We start from the raw sequence: 22,905 nt of genomic DNA on the forward strand, positions 1-22,905 counted from the left end.
AGCTGCGGATCTTGTCACCCACCGTGGTGCGGGGGCCGCTGGCTGCGCAACCAATCGTCGTCCGAGGATCGCGATGATCCTTCCGGACCCCGCTCGTCCGACGTCGTCTCGGGAAAGACGTCCCCGAAGATGCGCGCCAGGCGCTTCTTGTCGACTGGCGGCTTCTTCGGGGTATCTGGCTGCTCAGGCAAACCGTCTCAGCCCTCGAGGCTGGACAGCTCGGCGATGACGTGGCTCGCCAATGCCGTCAGGGTTGCCATGCCGTCGCGAATTGCCGGCCTGGTCGACGCCAGGTTGGCGACCAACGTGCTGCCCGAAACCCCGACGAGGCCGCGGGACAAGCCCGCATCGAGTGATCCGGCCGAAAGACCGGAAGCGCGAAGTGCTTCGGCAATTCCCGGGATCTCGCGATCGAGAACCTCGGCGGTCACATCGGGAGTGACGTCACGAGGGGACACCCCGGTGCCGCCGACCGAGATGACGAGGTCGACGCCACCGATGACTGCGGTGTTGAGAGCGTTGCGAATTTCCACTTCGTCGGCGGCGACGGCAACCGTCGCATCGACGAGAAAACCCGCTTCGTTCAGCAGCTCCGTGACCAGTGGACCGATGGAGTCGGTGTTGTCGCCGTGGGCTGTGCGATCGTCGACGATGACGACCAGAGCGCGGCCGGCCGATGTGGCTTCGAGTTCCATGACACCTACCGTAGTGTCCGCTCCCGACGCTGTTGCGATCTGGCCGAAGATCGGGTCGATCGTCTGCTGATCGCCGAACATCATCGGCCGCCCTGCGCCGCCGCGGTTCCCAACGTGACGTCGACGGTCTTGGTCTGCCCACCGTCGCTGTACGTGATCGAGACCTTGTCTCCGGGAGCATGTGAACGCACTGCGGCGATCAGCGAATCACCATCTGCGACAACACGATCGTCAACTTTGGTGATGACTGCACCCTTCGGGATACCGGCCTTGGCAGCCGGCCCGTCAGCAGTGACATCCATGACGGTTGCGCCGTCGGCGTTGTCCTGCGACGGCACGGTCACGCCGATCATGGCTTGGGTCGCCTTGCCGGTCTTGATCAGTTCGTCGGCGACGCGGCGTGCCTGATCGATCGGAATGGCAAAACCGAGGCCGATAGAGCCACCCTGGGTACCCGAGGAAGCTCCGAGCGAGGCGATCGCCGTGTTGATGCCGATCAGCTGGCCGTCCATGTTGACAAGGGCGCCACCGGAGTTGCCGGGGTTGATCGCTGCGTCGGTCTGCAAAGCGTCGATGACGGTGTTCTGGTTGCCGGATTCGCCGCTCGTGGACACCGGACGATCGAGTGCGGAGATGATGCCTTCGGTGACGGTGCCGGCCAAACCGAGCGGGGACCCGACGGCAACAACCTGCTGTCCGACCTGGACGTCGCCGGAGTTGCCGAGATCGATGGGCGTGAGGTCGTTGCGGCCGTCGACCTTGATGACGGCGATGTCGGAGACGGGATCGGCACCGACCAGGGTGGCCGAGGCCTTGGTTCCGTCGGAGAACGCGACGCGAAGTTGCGCTCCCTGAGCACCGGCAACGTGGTTGTTCGTCAAGATCAGTCCGTCAGAGGACAGGATGACACCGGAACCCTCACCGCCCTGTCCCTGTGCGGTGGCCACCTCGATCTGCACGACGCTGGGCACCACCTTCGAGGCAACTGCCTGAACCGAGCCGGCAGGAGCGTTGGACGTGTTGGTCGCAGTCGGCTTCGGAGCGTTCAGGGAGTTGGTGACCGTCGCGGTTCCACCGTTGCGGTCCGCTACGACGGCACCGACCACGCCACCGACACCACCACTGACCAGAACCAGGGCGAGAGCGCCGGCGACCAGCGCCATGCGACCCGACTTCGGCTTGGTGGTGGTCGAACCGGAGTTCGGCCCCTGCAGCGGCGCGGGGATCTGATTGTGGCCGCCCGGACCGTTCGGGCCGCCGGGGCCACCAGGGTTGGGTGCGCCGTACGGAGCGTTCTGCTGGTACGCCGCCTCATGAGCACCGTGCGGGTGGCCGAAAGCCTGCGTGGGCTGCTGCGGCGCCTGCCCGAAGCCTTCAGTGGGTCGACCTTCGGTGGGCCGGGCAAAGGATTCGGTCGGCTGGTACGGCTGCTGGGGCGCCTGCCCCTGGGGCTGCTGCGGCTGCACCGGAGGCTGCGCCTGAGGTGTTGTCGGCTGCGCCTGCGTGGTGGGCTCGCTGTTGGGCTGCTCGGGCCGGGTCGGCCCGACATTACGGTCCTCGGTCATCGGCTCGCTTTCGTCTACGGTGACCACCGGACGGGCAGTCACAACTGTTCTGCCGACAATGCTGCCTTGCGCTGCTGAGAAGGCGCTGAGACGTGCCTGTCACTTTACCCAGAGTTCGACGTGAAAAACCGGTGTTGCCGGCTCAGCACGAAATACTCTCGGCGCGAACGCATTACCCCGTGACCTCGGTCACCGATACTCGGGACCGACAGGCCGCGGAGGCCGCCGGAACACGCTACTCGGCACTCGGACCCGGTTCGCCGGGAAGCACGATTCGAACCAGCGCTCCCCCACGATCGGATTCGTCGATCGCGATGGTGCCGCCGTGCTTGACGACCACCTGACGCACAATCGCAAGTCCCAGGCCCGATCCCGGCATGGAGCGAGCCGCAGTCGACCGGTAGAAACGGTCGAACACCAACTCCCGATCCTCCTCCGGAATGCCAGGTCCCGCATCACTTACGGTCAACTCCAACAATCCTTGACCGACTGGACGCATTTCGACGCGTACCTGTTCGCCCTTCGGACTCCATTTCGCAGCGTTGTCGAGGACGTTGAGCACGGCACGCGACAGGCCCGCCTGGTCTCCGTAGACGTACCACGGAGTGGTGACCGCCTCGAACTCGATTTCGTTGCGCCTGCGCCGTGCTCGCTCGAGTGCCCGCTCGACGACATCGCTGACGTCTACGCGCTCGTACACCGTTTCGGGCGCGTCTTCGCGGGCCAGATCGACGAGGTCGCCGACAAGAGTCGACAGTTCCTCGATCTGCGCGACGACGTCGGCGCGCAGTTCGGCCATGTCCTCGTCGGGAATCTGCGGCGCACCTGGTCGACTGGACGCGATCAGCAATTCCATGTTGGTACGCAACGAAGTCAACGGTGTGCGCAACTCGTGTCCGGCATCTGCGACGAGACGCGACTGACGCTCGCGAGACTCGGCGAGTGCCCGCAGCATCGTGTTGAAACTCTCTGTCAGGCGCGCCAATTCGTCGCTGCCGGTCACGGGGATCTGCGTCAGATCGTCGGTCCGGGCGACGCGTTCGGTGGCTGCAGTCAGCCTGGCGATAGGCCGTAAACCGGTGCGGCCCACGGTAGTACCCGCCACCGCTGCAAGGATGACACCACACCCGCCGACCACGAAGAGAACCCAGGCGAGCCGATCCAGCACCACAACGGTCGGCGCGAGCCGTTGCCCGATCACCAAAGTGCTTCCGTCATGGGTTCGTTGGGCCAGCACGCGCTGGCCGTCGACGGTTCGCAGCGAGGAATCCGATTCGCCCCGCGCAACTGCATCTTCGGCTTCACCGATCGGTACGTCGGAACCGGGCGGCTGGTACGTGCTCAGATCCGAGAAGATCAGGGCGACACTGATGTCGGTGGTGTACAGCGTTGCGCCGGAGATGTAGCGAGGGTCGAAGCGCACGACATTACTGTCAATGAGCACCGCTGCTCTGGTCCGCAGTTGGTGATCGACGTCCGCGTAGAGCGCACGCGAAACCACCGCGTACGCCGCGATCGCCATGACTGCGACGGCGATGGCCACCACCGACGCAGCGAGCAGTGTCACGCGCCAACGCAGCGACACCGAACGGGTCAGTGGCATCGGCGGGCGCATTTCGACGGATGCTTGGGTGGTGGAGGATTTCTTCGGTTCGGCGTTCTTGCCGAACGGAGCGGTGATCACGGAGGCGTCTCCCGCAGGACGTAGCCGACTCCGCGGACGGTGTGAATCAACCTCGGTTCGCCGTCGGCCTCCGTCTTACGACGCAGGTAGCCGACGTACACCTCGAGCGCATTGCCGGACGTCGGGAAGTCGTATCCCCACACCTCTTCGAGAATGCGTCCACGAGTCAGCACGCGGCGTGGGTTGGCCATGAGCATTTCGAGGAGGGAGAACTCGGTTCGGGTGAGGCTGATCGATCGTTCGCCGCGCTTGACCTCGCGGGTGACCGGGTCGAGGGTGAGGTCCTCGAACGCCATCATCTCGGAATCGGCGTCGAGATCGGGTGCTGTGCGACGCAGCAGAGCACGCAGTCGCGCGAGCAGTTCCTCCAAGGCGAAAGGCTTGGGCAGGTAGTCGTCGGCTCCGGCATCGAGGCCGGCGACTCGCTCGCTGACCGAATCGCGAGCCGTCAGTACCAGGATGGGCAGATCGTCGCCGGCGCTGCGCAGTCGGCGGCACACTTCGAGTCCGTCGAGTCGCGGCATCATGACGTCGAGGACGACGGCCTCGGGCCGGTTGGCGAGGATCTTCTCGAGAGCGTCGAGCCCGTCGACCGCGAGTTCGACCGTGTAGCCGTTGAAGCTGAGCGACCGCCGAAGCGACTCGCGAACCGCCCGGTCGTCGTCGACCACCAAAATACGCATACCGACAGTTTGGACTGAAGTGCTGAGATGCGGCTGAGAGGGTCCGATTCTCGGCTCCGGCGTGTCGTGATCAGTCCCGGGTTCGCCTCGGCCCGGGCAGGCTCCAATGACGCCACAACGCAAGCAGTCTGAACACCGCGGCGAAGGCGGTGCCGGATACCAGCGCTGCGTTGGTGGACAGTCCGGCTTGCGAGACTGTGACCACCAACGCAGCGCCGAGCAGTGCGGGAACCGCGTACAGGTCCTTGTGCAGGAGCAGCGGCACCTCGTTGACGAGGACGTCGCGGATCACTCCGCCGCCGATCGCAGCGGTCGCACCGATCAACGTCGCAGCCAGCGAACTGGCGTTGTTGTCCAGCGCGATGACGGCACCGGTGCTCGCGAACAGGCCCATTCCCAGTGCGTCGAGTGCCAGGATTTCACGACGCAGTCGATTCAGCGGCTCATGTAGGTAGAACACGGCGAGTGAGGTGGCGGCGGCCGTTCCGAAGTACGGCCAACTGCTCAGCGAGCTGGGCGGATGGACGCCGAGGAGAACGTCGCGGACGATACCGCCGCCGATACCGGTGAACACTCCCACCGAGCACACCCCGAAGATGTCGAGTCGCTTGGTGACGCCCACCAGGGCACCCGAGGCCGCGAACGCCACGATGCCCACCAGTTCGAGGATCCTCAGCAGCACCGGCCAAGGATCGCACGGTCAGATGCGGCTCGGGTCGATCACCCCGAGTCGAACTGCTTTGACCAGTCGCCGAGGAACCCGGTGGGTCTGGCCGTAGGCCGTGACCTCGACCAGATCGGGCGCCGTCGCCTTCCATTGAGCACGGCGACTGCGCGTGTTGGAACGGGACATCTTCCGCTTCGGAACGGCCATCAGAGTGCCTTGCGCTTTCCGTAGCGACGCTCGAACTTCTCGACGCGTCCGGCCGTGTCCATCACGCGTTGCGCTCCGGTCCAGAACGGGTGCGAGTCGCTCGTGACATCGACGACCAGCAGCGGGTACGTGCCGCCGTCTTCCCATTCGACGGTGCGGTCACTCGTCACGGTCGATCGAGTCAGGAAGCTCTTGCCGGTGCTGGCGTCCTGGAACACCACAGGATGGTAGTCGGGGTGCATCTGCTTCTTCATTCGTTTCCCTCTCGCGTTGATTCGGTTTCGGCATAAGGTGATTCGGATTCGTCACACGGGTCTTCGTGGAACTCGCCGAACGGGTCTTCCCAGGTGGCCCACGACGTTTCGTCCGCCAATTCGTCGTCGGTGACCAACGCGTGCTGCAGTGTTCGGTCGATCTCGAGCGGGTTCGCACCGCAGGTCAGAATGACCATCGAGGTGTCGCGATCACCGAAACGCTCGTCCCATTTCAGAGCCGCGAGCGCACGGCGTTCGGCCGGAACGCGCTCTCGTTGCTCCGGCGTCATCGCGGCAAGCCAGGTGTCTGCGCTGGCAACTCGCAAGCCACCGCCCGCAGATTCGAGCCAGAGCGCTTCACCCGGTTGCGTTGCCACCCAGACTCGCCCCCGGGAGTACACGACGCCTTCGAGCAGGACGTCGATCGCCTCGTGCAGACGCCCGGGGTGGAACGGCCGGTTCGCGGTGAACTCGACGAGCATCACTCCACCGTCGTCGTCGAGCGGCGGCTGGCGACGCAGCAACGGTGAGTGTGCGTCGGCCAGTTCACCGCGTCGCGCATCCGTCGGCACCTCGAGGAGCAGTTCCTCGATGTCGTCTCCCTCATCGAAGACGGGTACCCGCGGAGCAATGCGCGCGAGAACCGCGTTCAGGCGGGACCGCTGCCAGCCGTCGAGTTCATCGGACCCGCGCAGGACGAGCGCGTCGGCGAAGTCGACCTGCCCGACGACGACCTGAGCCAGAGTGCGGTCGTCGTCGAGAGCTTCGTCCCCGGTGGCGTCGGCGAGCCAGGTCTGCGCGTCGATGCACGTCACGACGGCATCGACGCGGACGTCGCGCTGTGCCGGTCCGTCGAGTTGGCCGACGACGCCGGTCACAACGACGTGCTCGATCGCCCAGCACAGCGCTTCGGGTTCGAGTTGGCGGTCCAGCAACAAGACGATCCGCTGGACCGAACTGTGCGAGTGGAGCCGGCGCAGCAGCGGCAGCAGGTCTTCCCGCAGGGTGCAGGAGACGCAGCCGTGGGCGAGCTCGAGAATCGTTTCGCGCTCGGACACAGTGCTGTTCCCCGTCATCGAGGTGACCGTCCGCCGAACGACTCCCTCACGGACGTGACTCAGGTCGTGATGGACCAGAACAGTTCCGGTTCGCAGCAACGCTCGTGCGGTGTGTGGGGTGGATTCGCTCATACCGGCGACCAGGACCAGCGGAGTCCTGCCGTCCAGGATCGTGTTCACAGCGGACCTTTCTGGGAATGATTGTCATTACCGTGGATGAACGCTACATTGATCTCACCGCGTTGTCGAAAATGATTGTCATCTGCAAGTTGAAAGGAACATCCATGTCGGCTCACTGCCAAGTGACCGGACGTGTGCCGGGGTTCGGAAAATCCGTCTCGCACTCCCACAAGCGTTCGAACCGTCGCTGGAACCCGAACATCCAGCGCAAGACCTACGTATTGCCCAGCGAGGGTCGCCGCATCACGCTCACTCTCTCGACCAAGGGGATCAAGACGATCGACCGCGACGGCATCGAATCCGTCGTCGCCCGGATCCGCGCACGCGGCGAGAAGGTCTGAGCAGATGGCGCGCAACGAGGTCCGCCCGATCGTGAAACTCAAGTCCACCGCGGGCACCGGGTACACGTACGTGACCCGCAAGAACCGTCGCAACGACCCCGATCGACTCGTACTGAAGAAGTACGACCCGGTGCTGCGAAAGCACGTCGATTTCCGAGAAGAGAAGTAGGCATGGCCAAGAAATCGAAGATCGCCAAGAACAACCAGCGACGGGTCATCGTCGAGCGGTACGCGGAGCAACGATCCGCTCTCAAGGAGACGATCCGCTCGCCGAAAAGCTCGCCCGAGGAGCGCACGAAGGCCCAAGCGACCCTGCAACGTCTACCGCGCGACGCCAGTCCGGTACGATTGCGCAATCGAGACGCTGCGGATGGACGTCCGCGCGGCCACCTGCGGAAGTTCGGGCTCTCCCGGATTCGCGTGCGAGAAATGGCGCACCGTGGGGAACTGCCTGGCGTACACAAGTCGAGCTGGTAAGGAAGTCGGATGGCAGTCAAGCGTTCACCGTCGAAGAAGCCACGCCCCGTAGAGGGTCGTAAGCCCAAGAAGAACCCGTTGTTCGCAGCGAAGATCACGCATGTCGATTACAAAGACATCAACTTGCTTCGCACGTTCATCTCGGACCGCGGCAAGATCCGCAGCCGTCGCGTCACGGGCCTGACCCCGCAGCAGCAGCGTCAGGTCGCCGTTGCAGTGAAGAACGCACGCGAAATGGCGTTGCTCCCCTTCACCGCCGCACGGTAGTCATACGTAGAAGTACCGAAGAGGCCGCGCAGTCACTCGACTGCGCGGCCTTTTTGTTGCCCGGACTAAGATTTTCCGGAGTCGTTCATTCCAGTCGAGAGGTGCCCGCAGCGTGTCGGGAGTTGTTGCGGGTTTCACCGTCATTTTCGTCGTCATCGCGGTCGGGTATCTCCTCGGTCGCCTCGGCACCCTCGGTAGCCAGGGACAGTTCGTTCTCGGTCGACTCGTCTTCTTCGTCGCGACGCCCGCCCTACTGTTCACCACCCTCGCGTCGTCCGATCTGTCGGTGATCTTCTCGCCGACGCTCGCGGTTGCGTCGGCCACTGCGTTTGCCGTCGGCGCTCTGTACGTCGTCGTCGCAAAGATCTGGCTCGACCGTCCACTGCCCGAACTGACTATCGGCGCGCTTTCTGCGTCGTACGTGAATTCGGCCAACCTCGGAATCCCGATCGCGGTATTCGTGCTCGGCGATGCCACGTTCGTTGCCCCGCTCCTGCTGTTCCAGATTGTCGTCTACTCCCCGATCGCTTTGACGATCCTCGATCTGACGGCGCTTCGCGGCGCGGATGCCGAGAAGCTCTCGTTGATCGACACCGTCACTGCCCCGTTCAAGAACCCGATCGTGCTCGCGGGCGCAGCGGGATTGATCGTCGCGTTGATCGGTTGGGCACCGCCCCGGCCGCTGATGCAGCCTTTCGAATTGATCGGCGCCACGTCGGTACCCGGAGCGCTGTTGGCATTCGGGCTCTCTCTGTACGGCGTGCGGGTGCTGGAGAAGGGCTCGAGTCCGCGCCGCGACGTCGCGTTGGCGTCGACGCTCAAGATCGTCGTCCAACCTGTGTTGGCCTATCTGATGGCGCATTTTCTCCTCGGCATCGACGGCCATCAGTTGTTCGCCATCGTGGTCGTCTCGACATTGCCGACGGCGCAGAACGTCTTCATCTACGCAAGCCGCTACCGGCGCGGAATGGTCCTCGCCCGAGACAGCGCCTTTGTCACCACTTTGGCGTCGATCCCGGCAATTGCGCTGGTCACGGCACTACTCGCTTGAGCAGGGTTACGGTGGATTCATGCGTGTACTAACCCTCGCCGTTCTGGCCTGCCTTGCTTTGGCCGGATGCGCCGTCGGGGCCCAGACAACCGGGCCGGTTGCCGCGCCGAATCCGATGGCGGCCAACGAAGCGAGTCCCGCCGACTGGTCGCTCGGAAGCCCCGTTCCCGACGAGGTCGACGACAGCGAGATGGGCACGGAGTTCGACAGTCGCACCGACATCGTGGGTGCGACGGCCACGATGTTCGAATCGTGGTCCGAGGTCGACGATCACACGGTGGCCGTCCACTTCGTGACCGGCACTCCGGAGTGCTACGGCGCGTACGCAGCCGTCGAAGAGACTGATACGACGGTGATCGTCACTCTGCGAACCGGGGCACTGCCCGAGGCCGCGGACAAGATGTGCATTCTGGTTGCCGTATTCGGCAGCTTGGACGTCCCGCTGAGCCGACCGCTCGGCGATCGTCACGTCATCAACGGCTAGCCGCGCGCCTAAACGGCACAAGTTCGACGATCGGACACTCCGTTTCGTCAGGTGTGGCGTGCGTCTCCTCAGGACAGACTGAAAACCGACACCCGTTCACTCGCTCGTCGGCAGCTTTTCGACTCGAGCGGTGCTCAACCTGAAGGAGCTCGCAAGTGCCTACTCTCCAGAGAGACGTTGCAATCGTCGGCGCCGGCCCCTCTGGCCTGGCAGCGGCAACCGCGCTGCGCAAGGCCGGCTTGTCCGTCGCCGTGATCGAAGCACGCGATCGTGTCGGCGGCCGCACGTGGACCGACACCATCGACGGCGCAATCCTGGAAATCGGCGGCCAGTGGGTCTCCCCGGACCAGACCGCGCTGATCTCCTTGCTCGACGAACTCGGCCTCACGACGTTCGAGCGCTACCGCGAGGGCGAATCCGTCTACATCTCGTCAGCGGGTGAGCGGACGCAATACACGGGTGATTCCTTCCCCACGAACGAGACCACGAAGAAGGAGATGGACCGTCTCATCGACGAGATGGACGATCTCGCAGCGCAGATCGGCGCGGAGGAGCCGTGGGCACACCCCCTCGCCCGCGATCTCGACACCGTCTCGTTCAAGCAGTGGCTGATCAACCAGTCCGACGACGCCGAGGCCCGCGACAACATCGGCCTCTTCATCGCCGGCGGCATGCTCACCAAGCCCGCCCACTCGTTCTCCGCTCTGCAGGCAGTCCTGATGGCCGCCTCCGCTGGTTCGTTCTCCCACCTCGTCGACGAGGACTTCATCCTCGACAAGCGAGTTGTCGGCGGAATGCAGCAGGTATCCATCCGCATGGCCGAAGCGCTCGGTGACGACGTCTTCCTCAACGCGCCCGTGCGTACGGTGCAGTGGAACGAATCCGGCGTAACGGTGTTGGCGGACGGCGACGTTCGTGTCGAGGCAAGCCGGGTCATCCTGGCTGTACCGCCCAACCTCTACTCCCGGATCTCCTACGATCCCCCGCTGCCGCGCCGTCAGCACCAGATGCACCAGCACCAGTCCCTCGGCCTCGTAATCAAGGTGCACGCCGTGTACGAGACACCCTTCTGGCGTGAAGACGGCCTGTCCGGCACCGGCTTCGGTGCGTCCGAGGTAGTGCAGGAGGTCTACGACAACACCAACCACGAGGACGATCGCGGCACCCTGGTCGCTTTCATCTCCGACGAGAAGGCCGACGCGATGTTCGAGCTTTCCGCCGAGGAGCGTAAGGCCACGATTCTGGCCTCACTCGCCCGCTACCTGGGCCCGAAAGCTGAAGAGCCGGTTGTGTACTACGAATCCGACTGGGGCTCGGAGGAATGGACTCGCGGTGCATACGCGGCGAGCTTCGACCTCGGCGGCCTGCACCGCTACGGCGCGGATTCCCGCACGCCCGTCGGCCCGATTCACTTCTCGTGTTCCGACATCGCGGCCGAGGGGTACCAGCACGTCGACGGTGCCGTTCGGATGGGTCAGCGAACCGCCGCCGATATCATCGCCCGCAGTAAGGCCTGACGGCCGCTTTGCCAAGTCTCGATCATTGCCCGGCAGTCACGACTGCCGGGCAATGATCGAGAGCAGCAGTTCCGCACGAACTCTCGCCACTTCCAGCCGACAGTCGATCAGGCTCTCCACCTTCGCCATTCGGCTTCGCAGCGTGTGGCGGTGAACGCCCATCGTGATGGCTGCCGCTTCCCAGTGCCCGTTGGCCTCGAGAAATGCCCGCAACGACGCCAACAGTTCAGTGCCGTTGTCACGGTCGTAGTCCTCGATCGGAGTGATCATCGTTTCCGCCAGCGTGTTGAGCACTTCACGGGTGGAATCGAAAGACAGCAGCACGCTTCCGGTCAGTGCCGCGAATTCCAAAGGCTCGCCGCCGATTTCCGCCGCAGACGCACACAACTGAGATTGTTCGACGGCGACCGCCAGCGCCGCGACCACGCGTCGCGCGCTCAGGCCGGCGCGAAGTGAGCGAAGATCCGACCTCGATACCCCGCTCAGTAACTCTCGGGCGAACTCCACGTCGTCGGTTCCTCGCAGCAGCACTGTGACGCGACTGTCGTTGATCCGCGAAAACAACTGCCGGCCTGCCTTGTTCATGAACTCGGCAATCTCGACTACGACGCGTCCCGCGACGTCGGACGTGTCGGCAAGAACTGTCAGGCCACGGATCATTCCCTCTCCGTCGGCGGCTTGCCGGATCTGTTGCCACGCCGGCGCCGGGTCACGGTCTTCGGTGAGCAGGAGGCCGAGTGCCTGTGAATTCAATTGATCCTGCGTCGCCCGCAGGCGGGCGGGTTTCTCGAAGTCCAACGCCAACAGTGAGTTCGCGTGACCGAGAAGTATCTGATCGACGTAACTGAGCGCCGACGCACTGATGACCGCCAGATATCCGTACGGCGTTCGCCCGACGCTGATCTGCTGCACGGCGATGGATGCGCCGGAACGTGCAAGCGTCACGCTGCTGGACGCGCCGCCCCCGAGAGTCGCTCGCAATTCGTCGATCACGTCTTGGGTCGGCAGTTGAGGTGAGCTCTCGAGAACCCGTCCGGCGACGTCGAGCAGGAGCACCGTCGCCGAAGTCGCGATCGCCAGTTCACGCACGGTCGCAGCAGTTCCGCCGGAAATTACTGCGCGCGTCATCCGCGGTTGCGCCCGTGACGCCCGAAGGACAGCTTCGTATTCCTGCTCTGCCAACCGGCTCATCACGCGCTTGACGACGGCCGCAAACGGTGTCGGCAGCGGCACCTCGATCAGCGGCAGTCCGATCTCGTCGGCGACCGCCACCAGATCGGCCGGGACCTCGGGGTACGAGAGTCCGGTCCCGAACCCCACCGCCGCCACACCCGCCGCGTCGAGCATCCGGAGATAACGGCCGCGCTTTTGCTGAGTGGACGGCAATCGAATGCCGGTGGTGAGGATGAATTCGCCGCCGGTCAACCATCGGAACGGGTCGAGCAACTCCGTGGCGTGCGCAAATGTGATTTCGCGACCGACACCCTGCGGCCCACCTTTGAGTTCCAGCGCGAGGTCCGGCTGCGCCAACATCCACCGCACAGCGATCGTCATGGGCTGGACTGTACAACTCGGCGCGTTGGTGATCAAAGATTTCACCTTTTTGGCAGCTGTCTTTACCTGTGAGTCAGCGCACACTTGCTCACACACGCCCCACAAAGTGCGAGTTCCGTGCCGATCACCTCGGCCGGAACTCGTTCGACCTCGAGAGGAACCGGTACCGATGTCGATCGTCGTACTCGAGAACTACATCAACGGTGAATTCGTCGCCTCAGCCGCGACGGAAACGCTCGACCTGATCAACCCCGTGGACGAGAGTGTGGTCGGGCGTACGCCGGTCTCCACCAAGGAAGACGTCGACGCCGCCGTCGAAGCCGCGCAGCGTGCATTCGAGACCTGGGGCAAGACCACTCCGAGCGTGCGGCAGGCCGCACTCCTCAAACTCGCCGACGCCATCGAAGCGCACAGCGACGAAATCGTCGCGGCCGAAAGCGCCAACACCGGCCAGGCCCACCAGATGATCGCCGACGAAGAGGTCAAGGTCGGAGCCGATCAGATGCGGTTCTTCGCCGGAGCCGCACGCCTCCTCGAGGGCAAGGCCGCCGGAGAGTACATGGAAGGTTTCACCTCGTACGTCCGTCGTGAGCCCATCGGTGTCGTCGGTCAGGTCACTCCTTGGAACTACCCGTTCATGATGGCGCTGTGGAAGATCGGGCCCGCGCTCGCGGCCGGCAACACGATCGTCCTCAAGCCCAGCGACACCACACCGGGCAGCACGTTGGTCCTGGCGAAGCTCTCGAAGGGCATCCTGCCGGATGGTGTGTTGAACGTCGTGCTCGGCAACGGCGGAACCGGCGCGACGTTGGTGGAGAACCCGGCGCTCGGTCTCGTCTCCATCACCGGTTCGGTACGGGCAGGCATCGCTGTCGCCGTGTCCGCGGCGCAGCAACTCAAGCGCGCACACCTCGAGCTGGGCGGCAAAGCCCCGGCTATCGTCTTCGGCGACGTCGACATCGAAAAGACTGCCACCGGCATCGCCGAGGCAGCGTTCTTCAACGGTGGCCAGGACTGCACCGCGGCCACCCGCGTGATCGTCCACGAATCCATCCACGATCAGCTCGTCGAAGCACTCGTGCGTAACGCCGAAAAGCTACGCCCCGGCGCACCTTCCGATCCTGATGCCTTCTACGGCCCGCTCAACAACATCAACCACTTCAACGCCGTGAGCGACAAGATCGCGAACCTGCCGGCGTCGGCCAAGATCGTTACCGGCGGAAAGCGTTCGGGCGAAACCGGATTCTTCTTCGAACCGACCGTCGTCACCGGCGTCGCGCAATCGGACGACATCGTGCAGGAAGAGACTTTCGGTCCTATCCTCACAGTCCAGAGCTTCTCCGACGAGAAGGAAGCAATCACGCTTGCCAACGACGTTCGGTTCGGCCTGGCCTCGAGCATCTGGACCAAGGATCACGGTGTCACGCAACGCGTCTCCGCTGCTCTCGACTTCGGTGCGGTGTGGATCAACTGCCACATCCCGCTCGTCGCCGAGATGCCGCACGGCGGCTTCAAGTACTCGGGTTACGGCAAGGATCTTTCGGCCTACGGAGTCGAGGACTACACCCGTCTCAAGCACGTCATGAGTTCGCACGACTGAGTCGCCGCCCTCCTGCTGTGCGCCTTGTCAACCCCCCGCGGTTAACAAAGGCGCACAGCAGATTCCTCCAATCCGGAAAAGAGCCACCATGCGCCTTATCGTCGGATACCTCGCCACACCCAGTGGTAAAGACGGGCTGGTCCTCGGGGCCCAGCTCGCGCGCAGTCTCGGCGCGCAACTCGACATCTGCATGGTCCTCCCACCGGATCGGACGCTGCCGGCCAAGGTCCCCTCGGAAGCCGGCTACGACGACATCCTCGCCGCACGTGCACACGACTGGCTCGCCGAAGCGAAAGCGTCGGTGCCCGAGGACATCCAGGTGGAAGTCCACCTGAGCTTCCACGAGTCGTTTGCTCAGGGCCTGCTCGACGAGGTCGACCGACTGAACGCAGTGGCGATCGTGGTGGGCGCTTCCGGCGACGGTCTGCTCGGCCGTCACGCGATAGGTTCGGTCTCGACCGAACTGCTGCACTCCGCCCATGTCCCGGTAGCACTGGCTCCTCGCGGAACGCGGCACTCGTCGGCTACCGCAATACGAGAAGTCACCTGTGCACTCGGCACCCGTGTCGGCGCCGACATCGTCTTGAACACGGCAGTACGCACCAGCGAACTGATGGAGGTTCCGCTGCGACTGGTCTCGCTCGTGGCGCTCGACCCCCAGAACGACCTGCGTGATCATCGCGACACCGCCGAGTCGGCCAGGGAGCGTGCACGAAATCACGCTCAGGACACACTCGACATCGCAAGAGCCGCGCTCCCCGCGGAGTTTCCCATCGAGGTCATCATCGCCGACGGATCCACCGTGGAATCGGCAGTGCGTCAACTGGACTGGCAGGACGGCGATCTCGTGATGGTCGGTTCCAGCCGCCTCGCACAACCCCGCAAACTTTTCCTGGGATCCACCGCCGCCAAGATGCTGCGCGTGTTGCCCGTTCCCATGGTCGTAGTGCCCAAGCACGAATTCACCCAGCCGGAGGCACTGTCATGACCAGCACCGAACTGAGTTCCAAAGGCCTCGCCACCGGCAAGATCGGGATGATCTCCGGCGCGGTACTGGGAATCTCCTCCGTGGCACCGGGTTACACCCTGACGGCCAGCATCGGATTGATCGTCGCCGCGGTCGGCCTCAAGATGCCCGCCATCTTCATCGCCGGCTTCATCCCGATGTTCCTCACCGCGTACGCGTACCGCGAACTGAATTCCGACACTCCGGATTGCGGGGCGTCATTCACGTGGTCCACCAAGGCATTCGGACCGTACGTCGGCTGGATGTGCGGCTGGGGCATGGTGATCGCCACCATCATCGTGCTCTCGAACCTCGCTGCCATTGCCGTCGACTTCTTCTATCTGTTCATAGCGCGGGTGGTCGACAATCCCTCCATCGCCGATCTACCGGGCAACAAATTCGTCAACGTCGGCACCACGCTGGTGTTCATCGCCTTGGCCACCTGGATTGCCAGTCGAGGAATCACCACCAGCGAGCGCGTGCAGTTCGCACTCGTCGGTTTCCAGATGGTGCTGCTCGTCGTCTTCGCCGTCGTTGCACTGGTTCACGTCGGTGCCGGCGATGCCCCGGCCGGATTGTCCTTCGACCTGAGTTGGTTCAACCCGTTCAGCGGACTCGCCATCGGCGCATTTGTCATCGGACTCACCGGATCGATCTTCGCGTTCTGGGGTTGGGATACCTGTCTCACACTGGGCGAGGAGTCGAAGAACCCCAAGAAGACCCCGGGTCGCGCCGGTTTGCTCTGTGTCGCAACCATTCTCCTGACCTACCTGCTCGTCGCCGTGGCCGCGATGATGTACGCCGGCGTCGGCGAGGAAGGCCTCGGCCTCGGCAATCCCGACAACTCCGAGAACGTCTTCGGCGCTCTGGCCGACCCGGTCTTGGGCAACTGGGGCGGAATGCTCCTGTTCCTCGCCGTCTTCGTCTCTTCCGTCGCCAGCCTGCAGACCACGTTCTTGCCCGCCGCACGAACCATGCTCGCCATGGGCGCGTACGGAGCCTTCCCCAAGAAGCTCGCCGAGGTCTCCCCTCGCTTCCTGGTGCCGTCGTACGCCACCGTCGTGGCCGGCGCTGTGACCGCCGTGTTCTACAGCGTCGTCACCTTCCTGTCCGAAAGTGCACTGCTCGACACGATCGCCGCGCTCGGCATCATGATCTGCTGGTATTACGGCATCACGGCATTCGCGTGCGTGTGGTACTTCCGCAAGACGGTGTTCGACAGCGTGCGGAACTTCGTCTTCCGGCTCGCGTTCCCGCTCATCGGGGGGCTCATGCTGTTCGCGGTGTTCGTCATTTCGGTCCAGGAGAGCATGAATCCGGACAACGCCAGTGGAGCATCCATCGGCGGTATCGGCCTGGTCTTCTTCCTCGGCTTCGGAATCCTCATCCTCGGCGCGGTCCTGATGATGGTCATGCGAGTGCGCAATCCCGAGTTCTTCGAGGGCAAGACTCTCAACCGCGACACGGAGGCTCTGCGCGACGAGAACGACCTCAGCGTGTCTTAGGAGACAGCGGTTTCGGGAGCCTGCGCGATCAGGCCCGCCATCAACACGCGTAAGCCGAATTCGAAGGCGGCGTCGGCACGTTCGGGATTTTTCCCGGACGTTGCCAACGCCGCCTTCATCGCGTCGTTGGCCTCCGGCCCCGACGCCCACTGGACATCCGGCGCCGCCAGGTCCAAGGCCGAACCGAGAACAAAACTGTCGACGGTCGTGATCGCGTGCAGTGTTTCAGCCGGGTCGAAGCCACCATCGGCAAATGCCTGCGCCAACGCGTTGTACAGGGTGAATGCAACACCGGCCTGCACGGTCTGCGCAGTGAAGAGCGGAATCAGACGAGGATGCGTGGCGTAGCTTCGCCGGTACTCGGCTGCCAGCGCCGCGACGGTCTCACTCCAGGTCCCCGAGGTCGACTTCACGTCGATTCCTGCCATCAGTTGAGCCCTCATCAGTTCGACGATCTCGGCTCGTCCGGAAACGTGGTTGTAGAGCGACGACGGTCGAACTTTCAGCCTCGTGGCGAGTCCAGGCATCGTGAAGTCGCCAGACTCGTCCACCGACTCGATCGCTGCCTCGGTGATGATCTCCGGTGAGAGCAGTCGTTGCGGTGGCCGCGGCATGTGTCCTCCTGTGGTGGGCCGAACCGTTCTTTTTCGAACGCTGGTGCTGGCGCCGGAAAACAATTCCTCGAAAGTCCTTGATCAATCAGCGCTCACCCACCATACTTAACGAATCACATTCGTTTTACGTTGAACGTCGAATATCCGAGCACCGAGGAAACCCCATGCTGACGATCACCGCCCTCACTCCACCCGAGTCTCTGGCCGGGACATCGCCCTCCACGTCTGCCCCACTGCGCGTAGGTCTCGTGCAACATCGCTGGCACGAGGACCAGAACGACCTCCGCGCCGAACTGAGTGAGGGCATCGCGGCCGCAGCGACGCTGGGAGCGGCGGTGGTGTTCCTTCCGGAGTTGACGCTCAGCCGCTACCCCGCCTCCACTCCTGCCGGGGACAATCCCGGACGCGAAGCGGAGGACCTGCTTACCGGACCCACTCTCTCGTTCGCTGCCGAGGCCGCCGCCGAGAACCAGGTACTCGTTCATGCGTCGCTGTACGAGCGCAGTGAAGCCGAGGACGGACTGGGATTCAACACCGCGATCCTCGTCTCCCCCGGAGGTGAGCTTCTCGCCCGAACCCGCAAGCTCCACATTCCGGTGACGGCCGGGTACTACGAGGACACGTACTTCCGAGGCGGTCCGTCCGAGGACGCATACCCCGTCCACGAGGCGCTCGGCGCCAAGTTCGGACTCCCGACGTGCTGGGACGAGTGGTTTCCCGAGGTCGCTCGGGCTTACTCCCTCGCCGGTGCACAGGTTTTGGTGTATCCGACGGCGATCGGCTCGGAGCCCGATCACCCGAACTTCGACACCCAGCCACTGTGGCAGCAGGTGATCGTCGGAAACGGGATCGCGAACGGCACGTTCATGGTTGTCCCCAATCGCCACGGCAGTGAAGGCCTCATCACCTTCTACGGTTCTTCCTTCATCTCGGACCCGTACGGACGAATCCTCGTTCAGGCTCCCCGCGACGAATCAGCCGTGCTGGTCGCCGATCTCGACCTGCAGCACCGTGAAGACTGGCTGGCACTGTTCCCATTCCTGGCAACGCGTCGTCCTGACACCTACTCGGCTCTGACCGCACCGGTGAACACTGCGGGAGCCAAGCGATGACCTGGCGCATGCCCGCGGAAAGTGAACCGCACGAACGTACCTGGATGGCGTACCCCAGCGCCGGATACTCCCTCGGGGACACCGAGGAAGAACAACACGAAGCTCGCTCGACGTGGGCTGCAGTTGCACACGCCGTCGCCGAATTCGAGCCGGTCACCGTCGTCGTCGATCCCGCCGAGGTCGAAGAAGCGCGAAAGTACCTGTCCGAGAAGGTAGACATCGTCGAGGCACCTCTCGACGACGCATGGATGCGCGACATCGGGCCGACGTTCGTTCTATCCGACGAAGGCCGTCTCGGCGGAGTCGACTGGGTGTTCAACGGCTGGGGCGCACAGGATTGGGCACAGTGGGACAAGGACTCGAAGATCGGCAGGTTTGTCGTCGAACAATCCGGTGCCCAGTTGATCGACTCACCAATCGTCAACGAGGGCGGCGGCATTCAGGTCGACGGTCTCGGCACCGTGCTGGTCACCGAGACCGTCCAACTCGATCCGGGGCGCAATCCCGACCTGACGAAGGCGGACATCGAGGCCGAACTCGCCCGCACTATCGGAGCCAAACACGTCATCTGGCTTCCCCGCGGGTTGACCCGCGATCAGGAGACCTACGGAACGCGCGGACACGTCGACATCGTCGCGGCAATCTCTTCCCCCGGAGTGGTACTGGTCCACGACCAACGCAATCCGGTGCACCCCGACTACGCCGTCAGCAAGACGATCATCGAGTTGTTCGAACGCTCGACCGACGTCGGCGGCAGGCCGTGGAAGGTCATTCGGGTACCCGCTCCCGAAATCCTGCGCGACGACGAGGGATTCGTCGACTACAGCTATATCAACCATCTCGTGGTCAATCGGGGAGTGGTCGCCTGCAGCTTCGACGATCCGGCCGACGCCGAAGCGGCCCGGATCCTGTCAGCCGCTTACCCCGGACGCACAGTCGTCACCGTCGACGCCAGACCGCTGTTCGAACGCGGCGGCGGCATCCACTGCATCACCCAGCATCAGCCCGCTGAACAGAATTAGCAGCGACAGACCTAACGGCGACCTCGCATGTAGTCACTCACGACGGCAGCGCCGAGGCCGTCCAGGTCCGGCGCGATGACGCGCCCACCCACCCGGTGCGCCATCCGGTCGACCACCCTGGCCAGGCCTGGATCGTTACCGAGTCGGAAGAACGTGACCTTGGCGCCAAGCCTGGAAACCGCGTCGAGTGCGCGAACCGTCAAACCGAGGGTTCGTGCACTCGGCGGGTAGTCGAACCTGGCTTCTCCGTCCGCTTCGAGATGAGCCGTCGGCTCACCGTCGGTGACGATCAGCACCACCGGTTGCGCATTGGAATGGCGTCGAAGGTGCCTGGCCGCCAACAAGAGTGCATGGTGCAGGTTGGTCCCCTGATCCCACGCGCCGTCCAAACCGGCGAGCTCAGACGGGCTCAATACGTGTGCGTGGCGTCCGAAGGCGATCAATTGCAGCTCGTCGCTGCGAAACCGTGTACTCACCAGATGATTGAGCGCCAGTGCGGTGCGCTTCATCGGCACCCAGCGATCCTCCATGACCATGGAGAACGACGTGTCCACCAGCAGAGCCACGGCAGCCTGACTTCGCTGTTCGGTTTCGGCAACTTCGACATCGACGACGCTCAGCCGCACCGGCATTCGGCCCGGGTCACGCAGGACGGCGTTGGTGATGGTTCTCGTGACGTCCCACGGTTCGGTGTCCCCGAATTCCCATTCGCGGGAAGCTCCGGTCGGTTCTCCCATCGCACCGGCCCGACGCGTGTCGCGTTGACCGGTTCGCGACGACAGTTGCCCGGCGACGTCGCGCAGAGCAGTCTGCCCGAGCTGCCGCATGGCCTTGGGCGACAAGCGCCATTGACCGTCCGGTGCGCGATCGAAGAAACCCTGTTCCTGCAAAGCCTTTTCGAGGTCCGCCAGGGTGCGGGCGTCAGCAGCGGCTTCGTCGCCGAGTTGCCGCGCGAGTAGCTCGGGGTCGATGTCGTCGAGTGCTGCGCCTGCATACTGCTGCGACAGTTGGTCCGCCAACGATTCCAGCTCGGCAATGTCCTGCAGTGCGCCGGTCCCCTCGCCCAAACCCATTCCGTTGTCGCCGCGGAACTGTTGCGCTCCTTCCCAGTCCTCACCCGGCCGAGCTGCCTGAAGGTACTGGTCGAGTTGCCCCAGCTCGCTCATCAGGCTCGGATCACCGAAAGCCTGCTGCGCCAACGCATCCAATTCGTCACGCTGCTCCTGTGAGAGCGAGTTCCGCAATCGTTGTGCGGCCGCTGCGCGCTGCGCCAAGGAATCCAGAAGTTCCTCGACGTTGCGGGGGTTGTCCGGGAAATACTGCCCGTGCTTGTCCATGAACTCTGCAAACTGCTCCGGAGTGTCGACGCCCCGAGAGTGCGCGTCGAGCAGTTGATTCAGATCTGCCAGCATCTGACGAATCTGCTCGCGATCCTCGTCGGTGGCGCCCTCGAGCGCCTGCTTCATGCCCGAGAATCGTTGATCGAGGACCTCACGTCCGAGCAGATCACGGATCTTCTCGTAATCCGCGCGAGCCTGTTCGCTGCGCCAGTTGTAGTCGGCCAGATCTTGCACGGCCTGTGCTGTCGACGGTGGCAACTCCTCGATCCGCATTTCGTTGAATCGTGCGTCGTCGTCGAGAGCACGTGCCAGTTCTTTGCGCTCTTCGAGCACCGCCTTGTCGAGAAGCTTACGAACCTCGTCGAGCGTTCCGTCGAGATTGTTGCGGCGCAGCAACTCACGTCGACGCCGATTCGCCTGGGCAGCAAGGTCGTCGAGCCCGCGCATGTCGCGATTGCCTCGCCGCAGCAGCTCCCGCAGGGCATGGCGCGGTGACGTGCCGGACAGGACGTCGTCGCCGATTGCTGCCAAGGCCTCGCGCAGATCCACGGGAGGCGCGAGCGGATCGGGACCACCGTCGTACGGCCCGTACCGCGGATTGTGAATCATCACTGCCCCTTACGAATACACCGAGCGGCCGCCCGGGCCTTGATCTTTGGAGATCCGGCGCGCGAGGTAAAGCCCTTCGAGGGCAAGTTCGGCACCGGCGGCACGCTCACCGTCGGATTGCGCGCCGAGGCGTTCGGCAACTTCGTCCAGAACTTCGAGGTCCGGAAGTTCGTCGAGAAACGCCTTGGCCGTGACAGATTCACCGGTGACGATCGTGTTGCCCATCTCCACAGCAGCAACCAGCGTTCCCAGGTCGATTCCGCCGAGACGTACCCGAACGGTATCGGCCGTCGCGCGACGCAACAGGTGCTCGAGCACCTCCAGTTCGCGGCCCTCTTCGCCGGATTCGAACTCCACCTTTCCGCGAAGAACCTCGACCACGGACTCGAGATCGACCGGCCGTGCAACAGGATCGGCTTCGCCGAGCACCGCCGCGCGTCGTACCGCGGCTGCACTGACGGTTTCGGCGCCGGCGACGGCAAATCGTGCCGACACACCCGATCGCTGGTCCACCGAAGTGGATTCACGAAGCAGGCGTGTGAATCTGGCAAGAATTTCGAGGAGGTAGTCGGGCACCTCGGCGGCCAGATGCGCTTCCTGCTCGATCACCGCGATCTCGCCCGCCAACTCGACCGGATAGTGAGTGCGGATCTCGGCGCCGAAGCGGTCCTTGAGCGGTGTGATGATGCGTCCACGGTTGGTGTAGTCCTCGGGGTTCGCGCTCGCGACCAGAAGGACGTCCAACGGAAGCCGAAGCGTGTATCCGCGGACCTGGATGTCTCGCTCCTCCATCACGTTGAGCAGCGAGACCTGGATGCGCTCGGCCAGGTCGGGGAGCTCGTTGATGGCCACGATTCCGCGATGCGCGCGGGGCACGAGACCGAAGTGAATGGTCTCCGGATCACCGAGGCTCCGACCTTCGGCCACCTTGACGGGGTCGACGTCGCCGATCAGGTCGGCGACCGAGGTGTCCGGCGTCGCCAGCTTCTCGGAGTACCGCTCGCTGCGGTGTCGCCAGGCGATCGGAAGGTCGTCCCCCAGTTCGCGGGCCCGGCGAATCGATGCCGGTGTGATCGGCTCGTACGGGTGCTCCCCCAATTCGGAGCCTTCGATGACGGGCGTCCACTCGTCGAGCAGGAGCCCGAGAGTGCGAAGCAACCTCGTCTTTCCTTGACCTCGTTCGCCGAGCAGAACCACGTCGTGGCCGGCGATCAGCGCCCGCTCGAGTTGCGGGGCGACCGTGTCCTCGAACCCGACGATTCCGGGCCAGGGGTCACGGCCGTCCCGCAACGCGGCGAGAAGGTTCTCTCGTAGTTCTTCCTTGACACTTCGCTGTACGTGTCCGGAGGCGCGTAGCTCTCCGAGGGTTTTTGCGACAGTCACCACTCCACGCTACGAGTGTTTGCGGGGTTT

24 protein-coding genes are annotated in these 22,905 nt (G+C 64.0%); 12 read left to right on the forward strand and 12 right to left on the reverse strand.

Going from position 1 to position 22,905, the window contains the following annotated elements; translation table 11 throughout:
• Nucleotides 1-197 precede the first annotated feature (197 nt).
• From QM716_RS02080 to mrf, 8 genes are all read right to left on the reverse strand, one after another.
• A complete protein-coding gene (locus tag QM716_RS02080) occupies nucleotides 198-695 on the reverse strand; it encodes a MogA/MoaB family molybdenum cofactor biosynthesis protein (RefSeq protein WP_283303020.1) in 498 nt (165 codons plus the stop codon).
• A gap of 80 nt (nucleotides 696-775) precedes the next feature.
• Nucleotides 776-2,260, reverse strand: a complete 1,485-nt coding sequence (locus tag QM716_RS02085) for a S1C family serine protease (RefSeq protein WP_283302053.1) — start codon at nucleotides 2,258-2,260, stop codon at nucleotides 776-778.
• Between the two features lie 235 nt (nucleotides 2,261-2,495).
• Nucleotides 2,496-3,875, reverse strand: a complete 1,380-nt coding sequence (locus QM716_RS02090; protein ID WP_283303022.1) for a HAMP domain-containing sensor histidine kinase — start codon at nucleotides 3,873-3,875, stop codon at nucleotides 2,496-2,498.
• A 65-nt stretch (nucleotides 3,876-3,940) separates the two neighbouring features.
• Nucleotides 3,941-4,627 (reverse strand): response regulator transcription factor, encoded by a 687-nt coding sequence (locus tag QM716_RS02095; protein WP_283302055.1) that lies wholly within the window; start codon nucleotides 4,625-4,627, stop codon nucleotides 3,941-3,943.
• A 70-nt stretch (nucleotides 4,628-4,697) separates the two neighbouring features.
• Nucleotides 4,698-5,309 (reverse strand): trimeric intracellular cation channel family protein, encoded by a 612-nt coding sequence (locus QM716_RS02100; RefSeq protein ID WP_283302057.1) that lies wholly within the window; start codon nucleotides 5,307-5,309, stop codon nucleotides 4,698-4,700.
• Nucleotides 5,310-5,327: 18 nt separating this feature from the next.
• Nucleotides 5,328-5,501, reverse strand: coding sequence for a 50S ribosomal protein L32 (gene rpmF, locus QM716_RS02105; protein ID WP_283302059.1), 174 nt, complete (start codon nucleotides 5,499-5,501; stop codon nucleotides 5,328-5,330).
• Complete coding sequence (locus QM716_RS02110) at nucleotides 5,501-5,755, reverse strand: type B 50S ribosomal protein L31 (RefSeq protein WP_019744731.1); 255 nt, start codon at nucleotides 5,753-5,755, stop codon at nucleotides 5,501-5,503. Before QM716_RS02110 ends, rpmF begins: the two co-directional genes overlap by 1 nt.
• A complete protein-coding gene (mrf, locus tag QM716_RS02115; RefSeq protein WP_283302061.1) occupies nucleotides 5,752-6,993 on the reverse strand; it encodes a ribosome hibernation factor-recruiting GTPase MRF in 1,242 nt (413 codons plus the stop codon). The genes QM716_RS02110 and mrf overlap by 4 nt, the downstream gene beginning before the upstream one ends.
• Before the next feature lie 104 nt (nucleotides 6,994-7,097).
• On the opposite strand from mrf, the gene rpmB reads away from it, so the two are divergent.
• The 7 genes from rpmB to QM716_RS02150 all read left to right on the forward strand — a co-directional run bounded on the left by rpmB (nucleotide 7,098) and on the right by QM716_RS02150 (nucleotide 11,130).
• Nucleotides 7,098-7,334, forward strand: a complete 237-nt coding sequence (rpmB, locus tag QM716_RS02120) for a 50S ribosomal protein L28 (protein ID WP_020908631.1) — start codon at nucleotides 7,098-7,100, stop codon at nucleotides 7,332-7,334.
• Nucleotides 7,335-7,338: 4 nt separating this feature from the next.
• The gene (gene rpmG / locus QM716_RS02125) at nucleotides 7,339-7,503 is read left to right on the forward strand and encodes a 50S ribosomal protein L33 (protein WP_283302063.1); all 165 of its coding nucleotides are present in this window, start codon (nucleotides 7,339-7,341) and stop codon (nucleotides 7,501-7,503) included.
• Nucleotides 7,504-7,505: 2 nt separating this feature from the next.
• Nucleotides 7,506-7,811, forward strand: coding sequence for a 30S ribosomal protein S14 (gene rpsN / locus QM716_RS02130; protein ID WP_283302065.1), 306 nt, complete (start codon nucleotides 7,506-7,508; stop codon nucleotides 7,809-7,811).
• 9 nt (nucleotides 7,812-7,820) lie between these two features.
• Entirely contained in the window at nucleotides 7,821-8,078 is a 258-nt protein-coding gene (rpsR, locus tag QM716_RS02135) for a 30S ribosomal protein S18 (protein WP_003946414.1), read from the forward strand.
• Nucleotides 8,079-8,190: 112 nt separating this feature from the next.
• A complete protein-coding gene (locus tag QM716_RS02140; protein ID WP_283302067.1) occupies nucleotides 8,191-9,129 on the forward strand; it encodes an AEC family transporter in 939 nt (312 codons plus the stop codon).
• Between the two features lie 19 nt (nucleotides 9,130-9,148).
• Nucleotides 9,149-9,613 (forward strand): hypothetical protein, encoded by a 465-nt coding sequence (locus tag QM716_RS02145; RefSeq protein WP_283302069.1) that lies wholly within the window; start codon nucleotides 9,149-9,151, stop codon nucleotides 9,611-9,613.
• 155 nt (nucleotides 9,614-9,768) lie between these two features.
• The gene (locus QM716_RS02150; RefSeq protein WP_283302071.1) at nucleotides 9,769-11,130 is read left to right on the forward strand and encodes a flavin monoamine oxidase family protein; all 1,362 of its coding nucleotides are present in this window, start codon (nucleotides 9,769-9,771) and stop codon (nucleotides 11,128-11,130) included.
• Nucleotides 11,131-11,166: 36 nt separating this feature from the next.
• Here QM716_RS02150 and QM716_RS02155 read toward each other — a convergent pair whose 3' ends face one another.
• Nucleotides 11,167-12,684: a PucR family transcriptional regulator gene (locus QM716_RS02155; protein WP_283302072.1), complete on the reverse strand. Its 1,518-nt coding sequence runs from the start codon at nucleotides 12,682-12,684 to the stop codon at nucleotides 11,167-11,169.
• Between the two features lie 169 nt (nucleotides 12,685-12,853).
• Between QM716_RS02155 and QM716_RS02160 the strand changes: the two genes are divergently transcribed.
• The 3 genes from QM716_RS02160 to QM716_RS02170 all read left to right on the forward strand — a co-directional run bounded on the left by QM716_RS02160 (nucleotide 12,854) and on the right by QM716_RS02170 (nucleotide 16,795).
• Nucleotides 12,854-14,284, forward strand: coding sequence for a gamma-aminobutyraldehyde dehydrogenase (locus tag QM716_RS02160; RefSeq protein WP_283302075.1), 1,431 nt, complete (start codon nucleotides 12,854-12,856; stop codon nucleotides 14,282-14,284).
• 88 nt (nucleotides 14,285-14,372) lie between these two features.
• Nucleotides 14,373-15,272 (forward strand): universal stress protein, encoded by a 900-nt coding sequence (locus QM716_RS02165; RefSeq protein ID WP_283302077.1) that lies wholly within the window; start codon nucleotides 14,373-14,375, stop codon nucleotides 15,270-15,272.
• Complete coding sequence (locus QM716_RS02170; RefSeq protein ID WP_283302079.1) at nucleotides 15,269-16,795, forward strand: APC family permease; 1,527 nt, start codon at nucleotides 15,269-15,271, stop codon at nucleotides 16,793-16,795. The genes QM716_RS02165 and QM716_RS02170 overlap by 4 nt, the downstream gene beginning before the upstream one ends.
• On the opposite strand, the gene QM716_RS02175 is transcribed toward QM716_RS02170, so the two are convergent.
• Nucleotides 16,792-17,409, reverse strand: coding sequence for a TetR/AcrR family transcriptional regulator C-terminal domain-containing protein (locus QM716_RS02175; protein ID WP_283302081.1), 618 nt, complete (start codon nucleotides 17,407-17,409; stop codon nucleotides 16,792-16,794). The genes QM716_RS02170 and QM716_RS02175 overlap by 4 nt on opposite strands.
• A 164-nt stretch (nucleotides 17,410-17,573) precedes the next feature.
• Here QM716_RS02175 and QM716_RS02180 point away from each other — a divergent pair, with 164 nt between their 5' ends.
• Nucleotides 17,574-18,521, forward strand: a complete 948-nt coding sequence (locus QM716_RS02180; RefSeq protein ID WP_283302082.1) for a nitrilase-related carbon-nitrogen hydrolase — start codon at nucleotides 17,574-17,576, stop codon at nucleotides 18,519-18,521.
• A complete protein-coding gene (locus tag QM716_RS02185; RefSeq protein ID WP_283302084.1) occupies nucleotides 18,518-19,543 on the forward strand; it encodes an agmatine deiminase family protein in 1,026 nt (341 codons plus the stop codon). The genes QM716_RS02180 and QM716_RS02185 overlap by 4 nt, the downstream gene beginning before the upstream one ends.
• Before the next feature lie 11 nt (nucleotides 19,544-19,554).
• Here the strand turns inward: QM716_RS02185 and QM716_RS02190 are convergent, their stop codons facing one another.
• Both QM716_RS02190 and QM716_RS02195 read right to left on the reverse strand, forming a co-directional pair.
• Entirely contained in the window at nucleotides 19,555-21,492 is a 1,938-nt protein-coding gene (locus tag QM716_RS02190; protein WP_283302086.1) for a VWA domain-containing protein, read from the reverse strand.
• A 9-nt stretch (nucleotides 21,493-21,501) separates the two neighbouring features.
• Nucleotides 21,502-22,878, reverse strand: coding sequence for an ATP-binding protein (locus tag QM716_RS02195; protein ID WP_283302089.1), 1,377 nt, complete (start codon nucleotides 22,876-22,878; stop codon nucleotides 21,502-21,504).
• Between the last annotated feature and the right edge of the window lie 27 nt (nucleotides 22,879-22,905).

Source organism: Rhodococcus sp. IEGM 1409, assembly GCF_030056735.1.
Lineage (GTDB): Bacteria > Actinomycetota > Actinomycetes > Mycobacteriales > Mycobacteriaceae > Rhodococcus_F.

Bases quoted from the DNA above. Each gene is read 5' to 3' on its own strand.
- QM716_RS02145 (WP_283302069.1), top strand. From the start codon at position 9,149: ATGCGTGTACTAACCCTCGCCGTTCTGGCCTGCCTTGCTTTGGCCGGA.
- QM716_RS02095 (WP_283302055.1), bottom strand. From the start codon at position 4,627: ATGCGTATTTTGGTGGTCGACGACGACCGGGCGGTTCGCGAGTCGCTT.
- QM716_RS02170 (WP_283302079.1), top strand. From the start codon at position 15,269: ATGACCAGCACCGAACTGAGTTCCAAAGGCCTCGCCACCGGCAAGATC.
- QM716_RS02160 (WP_283302075.1), top strand. From the start codon at position 12,854: ATGTCGATCGTCGTACTCGAGAACTACATCAACGGTGAATTCGTCGCC.
- QM716_RS02090 (WP_283303022.1), bottom strand. From the start codon at position 3,875: ATGCGCCCGCCGATGCCACTGACCCGTTCGGTGTCGCTGCGTTGGCGC.
- rpmG (WP_283302063.1), top strand. From the start codon at position 7,339: ATGGCGCGCAACGAGGTCCGCCCGATCGTGAAACTCAAGTCCACCGCG.
- QM716_RS02165 (WP_283302077.1), top strand. From the start codon at position 14,373: ATGCGCCTTATCGTCGGATACCTCGCCACACCCAGTGGTAAAGACGGG.
- QM716_RS02155 (WP_283302072.1), bottom strand. From the start codon at position 12,684: ATGACGATCGCTGTGCGGTGGATGTTGGCGCAGCCGGACCTCGCGCTG.
- QM716_RS02180 (WP_283302082.1), top strand. From the start codon at position 17,574: ATGCTGACGATCACCGCCCTCACTCCACCCGAGTCTCTGGCCGGGACA.
- rpmF (WP_283302059.1), bottom strand. From the start codon at position 5,501: ATGGCCGTTCCGAAGCGGAAGATGTCCCGTTCCAACACGCGCAGTCGC.
- QM716_RS02085 (WP_283302053.1), bottom strand. From the start codon at position 2,260: ATGACCGAGGACCGTAATGTCGGGCCGACCCGGCCCGAGCAGCCCAAC.
- QM716_RS02175 (WP_283302081.1), bottom strand. From the start codon at position 17,409: ATGCCGCGGCCACCGCAACGACTGCTCTCACCGGAGATCATCACCGAG.
- rpmB (WP_020908631.1), top strand. From the start codon at position 7,098: ATGTCGGCTCACTGCCAAGTGACCGGACGTGTGCCGGGGTTCGGAAAA.
- rpsR (WP_003946414.1), top strand. From the start codon at position 7,821: ATGGCAGTCAAGCGTTCACCGTCGAAGAAGCCACGCCCCGTAGAGGGT.
- QM716_RS02185 (WP_283302084.1), top strand. From the start codon at position 18,518: ATGACCTGGCGCATGCCCGCGGAAAGTGAACCGCACGAACGTACCTGG.
- QM716_RS02080 (WP_283303020.1), bottom strand. From the start codon at position 695: ATGGAACTCGAAGCCACATCGGCCGGCCGCGCTCTGGTCGTCATCGTC.
- QM716_RS02110 (WP_019744731.1), bottom strand. From the start codon at position 5,755: ATGAAGAAGCAGATGCACCCCGACTACCATCCTGTGGTGTTCCAGGAC.
- rpsN (WP_283302065.1), top strand. From the start codon at position 7,506: ATGGCCAAGAAATCGAAGATCGCCAAGAACAACCAGCGACGGGTCATC.
- QM716_RS02190 (WP_283302086.1), bottom strand. From the start codon at position 21,492: ATGATTCACAATCCGCGGTACGGGCCGTACGACGGTGGTCCCGATCCG.